Genomic DNA, 12,030 nt, shown 5'->3' on the forward strand with positions numbered 1-12,030 from the left:
GGCCTCGATTCGGGTAGGTTTCCGGCTGACCTGACCGGGCTTGATGAGCGACTCTTTACCCCTGCTCCTGCGTGCTGCGCGCGGTGAATCGGTGGAGCGTCCTCCGGTGTGGATGATGCGCCAGGCCGGTCGCTACATGAAGATCTACCGGGACCTGCGGGACAAGTACCCCAGCTTCCGTGAGCGTTCCGAAAACCCTGATCTCTCCTATGAGATCTCCATGCAGCCGTTTCACGCCTTCAAGCCCGATGGCGTGATCCTGTTCTCCGACATCCTCACGCCCCTGCCGGGGATGGGAATCGATTTCGACATCATCGAGAGCAAAGGCCCCCAGATCGGCGATCCAATCCGGAGCATGGCCCAGGTGGATGCCCTGCGCCCCCTTAACCCCGCCGAGTCGATGCCCTTTGTGGGTGAAGTGCTGGGTCGTCTGCGCCAAAGCGTCGGCAACGAAGCAGCTGTTCTCGGCTTCGTTGGTGCCCCCTGGACCCTGGCCGCCTACGTGGTGGAGGGCAAGAGCAGCAAGAACTACGCGGTGATCAAGGCCATGGCCTTCCGCGAACCCGAGATCCTGCACAAGCTGCTCGACCACTTCGCCGAGTCGATCGCCAACTACCTGCGCTATCAGATTGATTCCGGCGCCCAGGTGGTGCAGATGTTTGATTCCTGGGCGGGCCAGCTGAGCCCAGCGGACTACGACACCTTCGCTGCGCCTTATCAGAAGAAGGTGGTGGATCTGGTCAAGCAGACGCACCCCGACACCCCCTTCATCCTCTACATCTCCGGCAGCGCCGGCGTGATCGAGCGGATGGCCAACACCGGTGTTGACATCGTTTCGCTGGATTGGACCGTGGACATGGCCGAAGCCCTGGCACGTCTGCCGGAGCACATTGGTGTTCAGGGCAACGTGGATCCCGGCCTGCTGTTCGGCACCCCGGAGGCAATTGAGGCCCGCATCGATGACTGCGTGCGCAAGGCCCGCGGCCGCAAGCACATCCTCAACCTCGGCCATGGAATCCTGCCGGGTACACCGGAAGAAAACGGTGAAGCCTTCTTCCGGGCCGGCAAGAGCGTGATGGACCGTCTCGGGGCTGTCGTTTGACCCGCATCCTGGTGACCGGCGCCAGCGGATGCGTCGGTCAGCACATCTCCCGCTGGCTTCTGGACCACTCGGATGCCGAGCTGCTGCTCTGGCTGAGAGATCCCGCCAAACTCACCGCTGTTCCAGTAGACCATCCCCGCATCCGCCTCTTGGTCGGGGACCTGCGGGACACCGACCGTTTTGCCCAAGAGCTGGCCTCGGTGAACCGGGTGATTCACACCGCCACAGCCTGGGGTGACCCCGAGCGGGCCGAACAGGTGAACGTGGTAGCGGTGAAACGGATGCTGGCGCTTCTGGATCCCAGCAAACTGGAGCAGGTCATTTATTTCTCCACGGCCAGCGTGCTCGATCGGCACCTGCGCCCCCTGCCGGAAGCTCTGGCCTACGGCACGGAATACATCCAAACCAAGGCTCGCTGCCTCAGGGATCTGGAGCAGCACCCTCTGGCCAGCAAAATCGTGGCGGTGTTTCCCACCTTGGTGTTCGGTGGACGGGTCGACGGCACCAGCCCCTTCCCCACCAGCTACCTCACCGAAGGTTTGGCTGAAGTCAGCCGTTGGCTCTGGCTGGCCCGTTGGCTTCGGGTGGATGCGAGCTTCCACTTCATCCATGCGGAAGACATCGCCCGCATCTGTGGCCTGTTGGCCACACGCCCCCATGAACCGAACCGAGAACCCGGGCAAGGCGCCCTGCGCCGGGTGGTGATGGGACAACCGGCCATCTCGGTGAACAACACCGTGCAAACCCTCTGCCGCTGGCGCGGTGTGGCCCGAACGCCCGGCATTCCGCTCTGGCCATGGCTGATTGAGACCCTGATCCGCGTTCTGCCGATCGAAGTGAATGCCTGGGACCGGTTCAGCATTCGCCAGCGCCACTTCATCCATGACCCGGTGACCCAGCCGGAACGTTTCGGTGGCAGCAGCCATGCCCCTGACTTGGCAACAGTTCTTAGCGATTCCGGCTTACCCAACCGCGGAACCCCCAGACCCGCGCGTAAGGTCAATGCATCGACCTAGCACTTTCATGCGCTCCGTCATCCGCACCATTGCAGCCGCCTGCTGCGCCTTCCTGATGCTGATCGGCCTCAACGTCGGCAGCGCTCAAGCCGCCACTGTTGAAGTGAAGCTCGGCACCGACGGCGGCATGCTCGCCTTCGAGCCCGCCACCGTGAACATCAAGGCCGGCGACACCGTCAAGTTCGTCAACAACAAACTGGCTCCTCACAACGCTGTTTTCGAAGGCCACGACGAGTACAGCCACTCTGACCTCGCCTTCAACCCCGGCGAATCCTGGGAGGAAACCTTCGCCACCGCTGGCACCTACGACTTCTACTGCGAGCCCCACCGCGGTGCGGGCATGGTTGGCAAGGTGATCGTTGAGTGATCCCTGGATTTCTGAGGAAATCTCTGAACATCTCAAATTGAACTGAAAGCCCCGGGCTGTGTATCAACCACAGTCCGGGGTTCTTTTTTTTGCCGGCAACGATGGATAGCTTGGGGCATTGAGGGGGGTTGCAATGGTACGCCTATCAGGCCTGATCCTGACGTTGCTGTTGATCGTTGGCACAACAGGCCTGCTGTCTGCTCCGGCGATGGCGATCGACACGATCGAAAGCTCCGCCTTGGAGCGAGGGGAGCAGATTTTCAACAGCAACTGTGCGGCTTGTCACATGGGGGGCGGCAATGTGATCCGCGCCAACCGAACGCTGAAGATCAGCGACTTGAACGACCATGTGGAGGCCTACTCCAGCTCCCCGCTGGAGGCCCTTGAGCATGAGATCGAGGATGGACTGAATGCCATGCCCAGCTATGCCGACAAACTGAGTGAAGAGGAGATCATGGCGGTGGCCACCTACGTGGAACAACGGGCCGAATTGGGCTGGTCCAGGCGATGAGTCGTGAAGCTCTTCGCGATTTTTTGCGGGCTGTGGAGCACCACCAGGGCTTGCGGCGTGATGCAGCCCAATGCAGTGATGACGATGAACTGTTGGCCCTGGCACGCCGCCATGGCTTCAATGTGATCCAGCGGGATCTCTGCGACGACGCCCGCGAATCAGCCATCACCAGTTGGTTCGAAACCAGCCGAATCCAGCGCTCGTTTCAATCCAAGCCCGCCCAATCAAATTCCTCTCAATCAACACCTCCACAACCAACAACTCCACAACCAACAGCCCCGCAATCACCAAAGACCTAATGGCCGTTGTCACCCTGCTCAGTGATTTCATCGACGGCACCAGCATGGCCCTGGCGGAAGACACCGACGCCGCCGACCTGAACGCCTTCATGACCGCCAATCAAGGCCGGCTCTGGGCGAGCGTGCAGCAGCGCCGCCGGCAGCGGCAGCAAACCATCGAGCGGCGAGGTCCGGGAACGGTGTACTTCGCTGCGGATGCCCCAGGGGCTGCGGCCGTGGAGCGCTACCTTGGCAGTGACACGGGCTCAGCTGAGGAAGCAGCAGCGCTGCAGGCCATGCGGAGCGCTGGGGTGGAGATCGCACCCCATGTGGGAGCAGACCGTGAACGCGATGTTCTGCTCAACGGCCGGTTGAAGGACCTAACGGCCCAGGCCAAGGCCAAAGCCAAGGGTTTTGGTTGAAGCCATGGGCGATGCAGCGATGACGCTTCCTGAGAACCCGCTTGGCCTGCAGAGTTTTGACGAGCTGGTGGAGTGGACCGTGTCCTACCTCCACTTCAAAAACGCCCTGGAGGTGATTGCCTTCACCCCAGAGGTCGCAAGGTCGTATCTCGATCGCTTCAGCGCGTTCAGCAGCCGCTATGCCACGGAGATGAAAAAACAGGACATCCTTGAAGCCCGCCTCCCCAAAGAGATGCGGGAGAGCATCGAAGCCCAAAACGCTCACCGCGCGCTTCTACGGGAGCTGCTCAACGGCTGATCAAACGGCGGACTGAGACTGCTTGGCCGCCTGCAATACAGCCAGATAGAGATCCTCGTCAATTTCCCGGATGTCGTACTCCGTGGGTTTCACACCGTGGTGGTGCTCATGCACCACCATCCAACAGCTGCGTTCCAGCTCACCGCCAGCCGTTGCTGCGAGCGCCAGACCCTGCTGCACAAGGGAGTCCACCAGCGGCTGATCAGGCATTGGCATCCAAGGGTTCGGCAAACTCTAAAAAGACACCCCGGTTTGCCGCTCCCTGGCGTGGGGACCGATCCAAAGGCTTCGGTTTGCCCCCACTGCAAACGGAACAAGCCCCATACGGTGAACCCAGTTGAAACGCATCCGAGATGCAACCCACGGCGGAACAGTTCACCGAACAAGCCTGGGCCGCCATCGTCGCCGCCCAGCAACTGGCGCAGAGCGCCAGGCATCAGCAACTTGAAACGGAGCATCTGCTGCTTGCGCTGTTGCAGCAGAACGGTCTGGCTGGACGCATTCTCAGCAAAGCAGGGGTCGACGTTGGCACGTTCCAAGCGGCCGTCGACAGCCATCTCAGGCAGCAACCCAGTCTTGGCTCTCCACCGGAATCGGTGTTTCTGGGACGCTCCCTCAACAGCTGCCTTGATCGCGCCGAAACATTCCGCGATGGATTCAGCGACAGTTACATCGCCATCGAACATCTGTTGCTGGCCCTGGCCGACGATGACCGCTGCGGCAGGCAACTGCTCAGCCAAGCGGGCGTTGACACCAGCAAACTCAAAGAAGCCATTACAGCCGTGCGAGGCAACCAGACGGTGACCGATCAAAACCCGGAAGGGACCTATGAATCGCTTGAGAAGTACGGACGGGACCTGACGGCCGCCGCCCGTGACGGAAAGCTGGACCCGGTGATCGGTCGCGACGAGGAGATCCGGCGCACCATTCAGATCCTCAGCCGGCGCACCAAAAACAACCCCGTGCTGATCGGCGAACCCGGGGTCGGCAAGACCGCCATTGTTGAGGGATTGGCGCAGCGGATAGTGAATGGCGATGTGCCCCAGGCCTTGCAGAACCGTCAGCTCATCGCCCTCGACATGGGAGCCCTGATCGCCGGTGCGAAATACCGCGGTGAGTTCGAGGAACGGCTCAAAGCTGTGCTGAAGGAGGTCACCGCTTCAGAAGGCCAGATCGTGCTGTTCATCGATGAAATCCACACGGTGGTGGGCGCTGGCGCCACCGGTGGAGCCATGGATGCCAGCAATCTGCTCAAACCGATGCTGGCCCGGGGGGAACTGCGCTGCATTGGCGCCACCACCCTCGACGAGCACCGCCAGCACATCGAAAAGGACCCCGCCTTGGAGCGTCGCTTCCAGCAGGTGCTGGTGGATCAACCCACGGTGGAAGACACCATCTCCATCCTGCGTGGTCTGAAGGAGCGCTATGAGGTGCATCACGGTGTGCGCATTGCCGACAGTGCCCTGGTGGCTGCCGCTGTATTGAGCAGCCGCTACATCGCCGACCGCTTTCTGCCCGACAAGGCCATCGATCTGGTGGATGAGTCGGCCGCCCGCCTCAAGATGGAGATCACCTCCAAACCGGAGGAGATCGATGAAATCGATCGCAAGATCCTGCAGCTGGAGATGGAGAAGCTCTCCCTCGGCCGTGAATCCGACAGCGCCAGCCAGGAACGCTTGCAACGGATTGAACGGGAACTGGCGGAACTGGGCGAACAACAAAGTTCCCTGAATGCCCAGTGGCAGCAGGAGAAAGGAGCGATCGATGAGCTGTCGTCGCTCAAGGAAGAGATCGAACGGGTGCAGCTGCAGGTGGAACAGGCCAAACGCAGCTACGACCTGAACAAAGCAGCGGAACTGGAATACGGCACCCTGGCCTCGCTGCAGAAGCAGTTGCTCGAACAGGAAGCCCAGATCGCCTCAGAGGAGCCTGGCGAGAAAGGCTTGCTGCGGGAGGAGGTGAGTGAAGACGACATCGCCGAGGTGATCGCCAAGTGGACCGGAATCCCTGTGGCGCGGCTGGTGCAGAGCGAAATGGAGAAGCTGCTGCAACTCGAAGATGATCTGCATCAGCGGGTGATCGGCCAGCACCAGGCCGTCACCGCCGTCGCCGATGCGATTCAACGGTCCAGGGCGGGGCTGAGCGATCCGAACCGCCCCATCGCCAGCTTCCTTTTCCTCGGCCCCACGGGTGTAGGCAAGACGGAACTCTCCAAAGCCCTCGCCAGCCGGCTGTTCGACAGCGATGACGCCATGGTTCGCATCGACATGTCGGAGTACATGGAGAAGCACACCGTGAGCCGTTTGATCGGGGCACCTCCCGGCTACGTGGGCTATGAGGCAGGTGGCCAGCTCACCGAAGCGGTGCGTCGTCGGCCCTACGCCGTGATCCTGTTCGACGAGGTGGAGAAAGCCCACCCGGATGTGTTCAATGTGATGCTGCAGATCCTCGATGACGGCCGTGTCACCGATGGGCAGGGCCGCACCGTGGACTTCACCAACACCGTGCTGATTCTCACCAGCAACATCGGCAGCCAGTCGATCCTGGAGCTGGCCGGCGATCCCGAGCAGCATGGAGCGATGGAAAGCCGGGTGAATGACGCTCTCCGGGCCCATTTCCGACCGGAATTCCTCAATCGCCTCGACGATCAGATCATCTTCCACAGCCTCAGGCGGGAGGAACTGCGCCAGATCGTCACCCTTCAGGTGGAACGTCTGCGCCAGCGGCTGGCTGAGCGCAAGCTGGAGCTCAGCCTGAGCGATGGGGCCGCCGACTGGCTCGCCAATGCAGGATATGACCCCGTCTACGGGGCACGACCGCTGAAACGCGCTGTGCAGCGGGAACTGGAGACACCCATTGCCAAAGCGATCCTGGCGGGTCGTTACAGCGAAGGGCAGGCGATCAGCGTGGAGCTGGAAGCGGACGCGTTAGCCCTGCGCTGAAAACCAGGCGGGAACAGCGCTGTAGGTGGCGGCATTGCGGCTGTTCTCCCGCGCCTCCACGCCAAAGCAACAGGTGCGACCGCCGTCCCGCTCCCGCAGCAGCTCATTGGCCCAGGTCCAGATCAAGGCCGCCGTTGCCTCCATGCCCACGTTCTCCATCACGCGGAGATCAATGGCCTGGAGGTCATGCAACCGCTGCCATTCCGCCAGCAGTGGATCGTCGGCATTGACCAGAAAGGTGTGGTCGAACTGCTGCCTCAGGCGTTCTTCGAAGGGGCGAAGGCTGGAAAAATCAACAACAAACCCGCAGGCATCCAGCTCCGTTGCGGCGAACCAGAGGTTGAAACTGCGGCTGTACCCATGCACGAAGCGGCAATGGCCCTGGTGGCGCCACTGCCGGTGACAGCAGGGATAGCCGCTGAAGGCTTTGCTGCAGCTGTAGGGGGTCGGAGAAACGAGCAAGGGGTGAAAACGCGGAATGGAGCACGCTGCGGGAAGATTCAGGCGTTGCCCGAATGTCCGAGGCCTGATGCAGCCCCTCAGCCCCGCCTTCATTGACCAACTCCGTTTTAACGAAGCGGGGCTGATTCCAGCTGTGGCCCAGGACTGGCTGGACGGGGCGGTGCTGATGGTGGCCTGGATGAACCGGGAGGCCATCGAAGCCACCCTGCGCAGCGGTGAAGTGCATTACTGGAGCCGCTCACGCCAGGAGCTTTGGCACAAGGGGGCCACCAGCGGTCACGTTCAGACGATGCGGGAGATCCGCTACGACTGTGATGCCGACGTGCTGCTGGTGACCGTGGAGCAGGCTGGGGATGTGGCCTGCCACACCGGCTCCCGCAGCTGTTTCTACGAAAACAGCGATGCACGAACCCCAGGTGGAGCCGAGGCTCTAGCGCCGCCAACGGATGCCTGCACCGAACTGTTCCGGGTGATCGAGGGGAGACGCGAGCAGCCTGAGGAAGGCAGCTACACCAACAAGCTGCTGGCGGGGGGAGACAACAGCATCCTCAAGAAAATCGGCGAGGAGAGTGCTGAATTCGTGATGGCCTGCAAAGACGACAACGCCGCCGAGATCGCCGGCGAAGCGGCAGACATCGTCTTCCACATGCAGGTAGCTCTGGCCCATCACGGCGTGAGCTGGCGGCAGGTGCAGGAAGTGCTGGCCGCACGTCGTGGTGCCCCGCGCCGGCACTAAGGCAGACAGGGGCTGTCGCTGCTGATCACAACTTCATCGCCAAGCTCCACGGTGTCCAACAACACCCCCATGGTGAGCTTTCCGGCGTTGATGCAACCGCCAGTCACCGCCTTGCCGATCCGGGACTCGTCATTGGTGCCGTGAATGGCGAAGCTGTACCAGCGGAAGACGCCGTCGTAAGTGTTGAAACGGAAGGGCTGCTCTGTGGCAGGTACAGGAGCCAGGCTGATGTAGCCGACGCCGTATTCCCCGGTTTCCCCATCACCTTTGAAGTCAATGGAGTTCATGTTGGTGAAGAGGCTCTCGCGCAGCTCCTCTTCTGATTTGCCGGATTGCTCCACCAGTGCGGGATCCATCTCGAAGCGGTCGTTGCTGAGGATGGCGTTGACCTGAAAGGTTCCAAGCGGAGTGATGCCCTCTTCAAAGGTGGTGCCTTCACAGGCAATGCCATGGCGACCATGGCCAACGGTGAAACGCAACCTCCCCTCAGCACGATCCAACACACCTTCACTGGCTGCTGGATTGCTGCCGTCCAGCTGAATCCGAATCGGTGCTCGAACCTGTGGGTTCTGCTGGGGCAGGCTGTTGTTGGAACGACAACCCACCAGACTCAGCAGCAGACCAGCCAGCGCCAGAGAACGGACCAGGTGCATCGATCAACCACGACTGCCGGCAGCATGCCGCGCCCGCATGGTGACGTCACTCAAGTGATTCAGATTCGGCCGGTTCGATGGGCTTCCGAAGCGTTGAACCGAAACGGGTGGTCTGCTGCATGACCCACGCCAGCGTGAGGCTATCCCGCTGCGATGGCACCAACACCGGACGCTCGCCCTGGCTGATCGCCAGGACATCAGTGGGGACCGAACTGTGGCCCCAGAGGCCGAAGGCGTGACCCAGTTCATGCAGAGCGGTGGCCTGCAGTGCTTCAGCTCGCAGCCCTGGTGACACCATCACCTTCACCAGGGGTTCAAGCCTTCGGCGGCCCTGGCGCTGCACGTCCACAACCTGAAGTTGTGTGCGTCCGTTGCTGGCGCGCCACACACCAGCCACCTGCCGGCGGGCCGGACGCTGCCGATGAATCAACACGTTCGCCTGGTCCAGATTGTCCACCAGCGTGAGCGGAACCAGTGCACGCCAGGTGGTCAGCGCCGATGACACTTGATCAAGCCAGCGTTGGTCCCAGCGGTTGGCCGGAGTGGCGGCGGCGGGCTGAACCCACACGCACCAGTGCTTCAACACCGGAGGGCCCAGGGAGGTGGTGGCGATGGAGGAGGCATAGCCCGGCCTTTGGCCTGGAGGCTGGCGTTCCAAAGACACCTGCAGGGTTCGAACCTGCTGTTGTGGAGGACAGAGCTCGGGCTGCATCAGGCGGCGGGAAGACCCACACCGCGGGCCATCAGGGTCGCCATCAACGGAATGCTGGCGAAGCCGACCAGTTCGATGTTGATGATCCAGGCCAGACGCTTGGCCAGGGCTTCACTCACCTTCGGCAGCTCACCCTTGCGCAGGGGAATCGCCCAGAGGATGTAGGTGATCGTGGGATACAGCGACAGGCCTCCCACGGAGAGGTACAGACCAACCTTCCACCAGAACAGCGGATTCTGGGTATAGAACTCAGCCCCTTGGCCGAAGTGGATCACCCGCAGGATTCCACTGACAAGAAGAGCTAGGGCAGCGATGCCATAAACGATGTCGGTGATCACCATCGCCGTGGCTTCCTGGCGATTCGGATCCGCTTTAATCAGCTTCCGCTCCAGCACCAGAGCGCCAAAGCAGAGCATGAAGCTGAGGTAGTGAACGTAGGCAACGCCGGCGTTTTTGGCGATGTCGGACGTGAGAGCGACGGCCAGGGGCATGGGCGTGGCGGCGGAAGGTGCGGAGACCTTAGCCACCCAATTGAATTAACAATGAAAGATTCACTTCAGTAACAGGAAGAAAGGGTGAAATAGCGCACAAAGTATTAATTCGGGAGTCTTTATTATGACCGCCAGAAAAAAACACTTTGGTTCTAGGTTCAATTCAGCCGTATCGTCATGATGACGAGTTCTCTGAGTGCTTTTCTCGGCGAAATTGGTCGCCATCAACTGCTCACTCCAGAGCAGGAACTCATGATGGGGAGAAAGGTTCAGGCGATGGTCGCCATCACAGAACGCTGTCATCTGGCTGGCGGGAGTGGCCCAGCCTGTGAGTACAGCGATGAAGAAAAAGGCGTGATTCGCCGTGGCGAACGGGCCAAGAATCAGATGATTACCTCCAACCTTCGTCTTGTCGTCAATCTGGCCAAGCGTTATCAGGGCAAGGGTCTGGATCTTCTCGATCTGATTCAAGAGGGCACCCTTGGCCTCACCCGAGCCGTCGAGAAATACGACCCCACCCGCGGCCATCGTTTCTCCACCTATGCCTACTGGTGGATTCGGCAGGGGCTGAATCGAGCGCTCTCCACCCAAAGCCGCACGATTCGCATTCCTGTGAATGTGAACGAAAAGCTCACCAAATTGCGGGCTGCCAAGGCACGCTTGATGCAGCGCAATGGCCTCAGCCCCAGCGGAGAGCAACTCGCGGAGTTCATGGAGATCCCCATCGCTGAGGTGGAAGATCTGCTGGCCTGTGAACTGCGCAGCGTCACCGTGAGCCTGCAGGGGGTTGTGAAGTCGAAATCGGATCCCTCCGAGCTGGTGGATGTGCTGCCAAGCGAGGAGCTCCCGCCGCTGGAAAGGGCCGAGATCGCTGAACGCACCGCGTCCGTGTGGTCTTTGCTGGCCAAAGCCAATCTCACCCCGAAGGAACACACCGTTGTGACCCTGCGCTTTGGGCTGGATGGCACCAACGAATGGCGCACCCTTGCCGAGGTGGCACGCCACATGAACTGTTCACGGGAGTATTGCCGTCAGGTGGTGCAGCGGGCCCTGCGCAAACTGCGCAAGACGGGCATTCAAAGCGGACTCGTGGAATCCACACTCTGAAGATCGGCACGCCCCGCTGGCGTCTTGCGGAGGAACTGGGGAGAGTGGATCCAACCGGTTCCCTCCGCATGACTGACCAGGCTGCGCGAACCACCGTTGAAGCCGACGTGCTTGAACGGGAGGTGATCGACGAAAACCTTCTGCGGCGCCTGTTGCAGCAGGCCGGCAGAGGTCTTGCCGCCCCAGCCCTGGAAGCCCTGGAGTTGATGCTTGACCCCGGAACCCCCTCAGCCGCGCGGCTGACGATGCTCGCTGCCCTGAGTTATCTGCTGATGCCGGCCGACCTGATTCCAGACCTGCTGCCGGTGGCCGGTTTCAGTGATGATCTGGTGGCACTTACGGCCATGGTGGGTCTGTGGAGCAATCACGTCACTCCCGCCATCCGGATGCGAGCTCGCCGCAAACTGGATCGCTGGTTTCCCCTGGCGCACTGAATCGCTGAACTGAATCGCTGATCAATGTCTGGCTGGACCCCTGAATTTGAAGCGGACCTCACTCTGCTGCTGAAGGACTGGTTGAAGCAGCAAGGGCGCACCCAGGCCGACCTGCGTCGAAACCTGCGCGCTGTGTCGACCCGAATGCCCGCCCTGCTTGAGGTGCTGGAGCGCGAACACAACATGCGTGGACTGGCTGGACTGGCTGATCGGCTCTGCAGCGTTGAAGCCGAATGGCATGGCCAGCCTTCCAGCGAACCTGCCGGTGTGGCAACGGCCGACGACGATCCGTTCGGGCAACTTGATCTGCTTTTGCAGGAAATTCGAGACGACTGCACCGATTAACGGCCGACACGGGCAAAGTGGTGGCTCAGACATCGCACTGATGACGCGAAATCACCTCCTCAGCGCCTCCGTTCTGTTGATGATGTCGGTGTTCGGCGCCGCCTCGGCCCATGCGTAAACCGAGGGGTGGCTGCAGGGACCGGGTAGCGCCACG

The 12,030-nt window shown here is 61.2% G+C and carries 17 protein-coding genes; 12 read left to right on the forward strand and 5 right to left on the reverse strand.

Annotated elements, in window-relative coordinates; translation table 11 throughout:
• The first annotated feature begins 43 nt into the window (after positions 1–43).
• The 7 genes from hemE (at position 44) to AAXE93_RS04685 (ending at position 3,994) form a co-directional block, all read left to right on the forward strand.
• The gene (hemE, locus tag AAXE93_RS04655; protein WP_390128507.1) at positions 44–1,102 is read left to right on the forward strand and encodes a uroporphyrinogen decarboxylase; all 1,059 of its coding nucleotides are present in this window, start codon (positions 44–46) and stop codon (positions 1,100–1,102) included.
• On the forward strand, positions 1,099–2,118 hold the full coding sequence (locus tag AAXE93_RS04660) for an NAD-dependent epimerase/dehydratase family protein (protein WP_390128510.1): 1,020 nt from the start codon (positions 1,099–1,101) through the stop codon (positions 2,116–2,118). Before hemE ends, AAXE93_RS04660 begins: the two co-directional genes overlap by 4 nt.
• Positions 2,119–2,125: 7 nt before the next feature.
• Complete coding sequence (gene petE / locus AAXE93_RS04665; protein ID WP_038555756.1) at positions 2,126–2,485, forward strand: plastocyanin; 360 nt, start codon at positions 2,126–2,128, stop codon at positions 2,483–2,485.
• Positions 2,486–2,618: 133 nt separating this feature from the next.
• Entirely contained in the window at positions 2,619–2,996 is a 378-nt protein-coding gene (locus AAXE93_RS04670) for a c-type cytochrome (protein WP_390128512.1), read from the forward strand.
• Positions 2,993–3,295 (forward strand): Nif11-like leader peptide family natural product precursor, encoded by a 303-nt coding sequence (locus AAXE93_RS04675; protein WP_390128515.1) that lies wholly within the window; start codon positions 2,993–2,995, stop codon positions 3,293–3,295. The genes AAXE93_RS04670 and AAXE93_RS04675 overlap by 4 nt, the downstream gene beginning before the upstream one ends.
• Entirely contained in the window at positions 3,295–3,696 is a 402-nt protein-coding gene (locus AAXE93_RS04680; RefSeq protein ID WP_188022020.1) for a hypothetical protein, read from the forward strand. Before AAXE93_RS04675 ends, AAXE93_RS04680 begins: the two co-directional genes overlap by 1 nt.
• A 19-nt stretch (positions 3,697–3,715) precedes the next feature.
• The gene (locus tag AAXE93_RS04685; protein WP_390128517.1) at positions 3,716–3,994 is read left to right on the forward strand and encodes a hypothetical protein; all 279 of its coding nucleotides are present in this window, start codon (positions 3,716–3,718) and stop codon (positions 3,992–3,994) included.
• Here the strand turns inward: AAXE93_RS04685 and AAXE93_RS04690 are convergent, their stop codons facing one another.
• A complete protein-coding gene (locus AAXE93_RS04690; RefSeq protein ID WP_390128519.1) occupies positions 3,995–4,204 on the reverse strand; it encodes a hypothetical protein in 210 nt (69 codons plus the stop codon). It lies immediately after the preceding gene.
• A 143-nt stretch (positions 4,205–4,347) separates the two neighbouring features.
• On the opposite strand from AAXE93_RS04690, the gene clpB reads away from it, so the two are divergent.
• Positions 4,348–6,936, forward strand: a complete 2,589-nt coding sequence (clpB, locus tag AAXE93_RS04695) for an ATP-dependent chaperone ClpB (RefSeq protein WP_390128521.1) — start codon at positions 4,348–4,350, stop codon at positions 6,934–6,936.
• Here the strand turns inward: clpB and AAXE93_RS04700 are convergent.
• Complete coding sequence (locus tag AAXE93_RS04700) at positions 6,922–7,398, reverse strand: 6-carboxytetrahydropterin synthase (RefSeq protein ID WP_115082067.1); 477 nt, start codon at positions 7,396–7,398, stop codon at positions 6,922–6,924. The two genes, clpB and AAXE93_RS04700, sit on opposite strands and share 15 nt — an antisense overlap.
• 67 nt (positions 7,399–7,465) lie before the next feature.
• Here AAXE93_RS04700 and hisIE point away from each other — a divergent pair, with 67 nt between their 5' ends.
• Positions 7,466–8,134, forward strand: a complete 669-nt coding sequence (hisIE, locus tag AAXE93_RS04705; protein WP_390128523.1) for a bifunctional phosphoribosyl-AMP cyclohydrolase/phosphoribosyl-ATP diphosphatase HisIE — start codon at positions 7,466–7,468, stop codon at positions 8,132–8,134.
• Here the strand turns inward: hisIE and AAXE93_RS04710 are convergent.
• The 3 genes from AAXE93_RS04710 to AAXE93_RS04720 are packed head-to-tail and all read right to left on the reverse strand — an operon-like array spanning position 8,131 to position 9,990.
• On the reverse strand, positions 8,131–8,787 hold the full coding sequence (locus AAXE93_RS04710) for a L,D-transpeptidase (protein ID WP_390128526.1): 657 nt from the start codon (positions 8,785–8,787) through the stop codon (positions 8,131–8,133). The two genes, hisIE and AAXE93_RS04710, sit on opposite strands and share 4 nt — an antisense overlap.
• A 46-nt stretch (positions 8,788–8,833) precedes the next feature.
• A complete protein-coding gene (locus tag AAXE93_RS04715) occupies positions 8,834–9,499 on the reverse strand; it encodes a peptidase (protein ID WP_390128529.1) in 666 nt (221 codons plus the stop codon).
• Positions 9,499–9,990, reverse strand: a complete 492-nt coding sequence (locus AAXE93_RS04720) for a DUF2214 family protein (RefSeq protein WP_011363983.1) — start codon at positions 9,988–9,990, stop codon at positions 9,499–9,501. The genes AAXE93_RS04715 and AAXE93_RS04720 overlap by 1 nt, the downstream gene beginning before the upstream one ends.
• Before the next feature lie 180 nt (positions 9,991–10,170).
• Here AAXE93_RS04720 and AAXE93_RS04725 point away from each other — a divergent pair, with 180 nt between their 5' ends.
• The 3 genes from AAXE93_RS04725 (at position 10,171) to AAXE93_RS04735 (ending at position 11,876) form a co-directional block, all read left to right on the forward strand.
• Positions 10,171–11,097, forward strand: a complete 927-nt coding sequence (locus AAXE93_RS04725; protein WP_390128532.1) for a sigma-70 family RNA polymerase sigma factor — start codon at positions 10,171–10,173, stop codon at positions 11,095–11,097.
• Positions 11,098–11,165: 68 nt separating this feature from the next.
• Positions 11,166–11,531, forward strand: coding sequence for a YkvA family protein (locus AAXE93_RS04730; protein ID WP_390128534.1), 366 nt, complete (start codon positions 11,166–11,168; stop codon positions 11,529–11,531).
• A gap of 24 nt (positions 11,532–11,555) precedes the next feature.
• The gene (locus tag AAXE93_RS04735) at positions 11,556–11,876 is read left to right on the forward strand and encodes a hypothetical protein (RefSeq protein WP_114988339.1); all 321 of its coding nucleotides are present in this window, start codon (positions 11,556–11,558) and stop codon (positions 11,874–11,876) included.
• Positions 11,877–12,030 lie beyond the last annotated feature (154 nt).

Source organism: Synechococcus sp. HIMB2401, assembly GCF_042883245.1.
In the GTDB taxonomy this organism is placed as follows: Bacteria; Cyanobacteriota; Cyanobacteriia; order PCC-6307; family Cyanobiaceae; genus Parasynechococcus.

Coding starts and splice junctions, on each gene's coding strand:
- hemE (WP_390128507.1), top strand. CDS start 44: ATGAGCGACTCTTTACCCCTGCTCCTGCGTGCTGCGCGCGGTGAATCG.
- petE (WP_038555756.1), top strand. CDS start 2,126: ATGCGCTCCGTCATCCGCACCATTGCAGCCGCCTGCTGCGCCTTCCTG.
- AAXE93_RS04670 (WP_390128512.1), top strand. CDS start 2,619: ATGGTACGCCTATCAGGCCTGATCCTGACGTTGCTGTTGATCGTTGGC.
- AAXE93_RS04675 (WP_390128515.1), top strand. CDS start 2,993: ATGAGTCGTGAAGCTCTTCGCGATTTTTTGCGGGCTGTGGAGCACCAC.
- AAXE93_RS04680 (WP_188022020.1), top strand. CDS start 3,295: ATGGCCGTTGTCACCCTGCTCAGTGATTTCATCGACGGCACCAGCATG.
- AAXE93_RS04685 (WP_390128517.1), top strand. CDS start 3,716: ATGACGCTTCCTGAGAACCCGCTTGGCCTGCAGAGTTTTGACGAGCTG.
- AAXE93_RS04690 (WP_390128519.1), bottom strand. CDS start 4,204: ATGCCTGATCAGCCGCTGGTGGACTCCCTTGTGCAGCAGGGTCTGGCG.
- clpB (WP_390128521.1), top strand. CDS start 4,348: ATGCAACCCACGGCGGAACAGTTCACCGAACAAGCCTGGGCCGCCATC.
- hisIE (WP_390128523.1), top strand. CDS start 7,466: ATGCAGCCCCTCAGCCCCGCCTTCATTGACCAACTCCGTTTTAACGAA.
- AAXE93_RS04710 (WP_390128526.1), bottom strand. CDS start 8,787: ATGCACCTGGTCCGTTCTCTGGCGCTGGCTGGTCTGCTGCTGAGTCTG.
- AAXE93_RS04715 (WP_390128529.1), bottom strand. CDS start 9,499: ATGCAGCCCGAGCTCTGTCCTCCACAACAGCAGGTTCGAACCCTGCAG.
- AAXE93_RS04720 (WP_011363983.1), bottom strand. CDS start 9,990: ATGCCCCTGGCCGTCGCTCTCACGTCCGACATCGCCAAAAACGCCGGC.
- AAXE93_RS04725 (WP_390128532.1), top strand. CDS start 10,171: ATGACGAGTTCTCTGAGTGCTTTTCTCGGCGAAATTGGTCGCCATCAA.
- AAXE93_RS04730 (WP_390128534.1), top strand. CDS start 11,166: ATGACTGACCAGGCTGCGCGAACCACCGTTGAAGCCGACGTGCTTGAA.
- AAXE93_RS04735 (WP_114988339.1), top strand. CDS start 11,556: ATGTCTGGCTGGACCCCTGAATTTGAAGCGGACCTCACTCTGCTGCTG.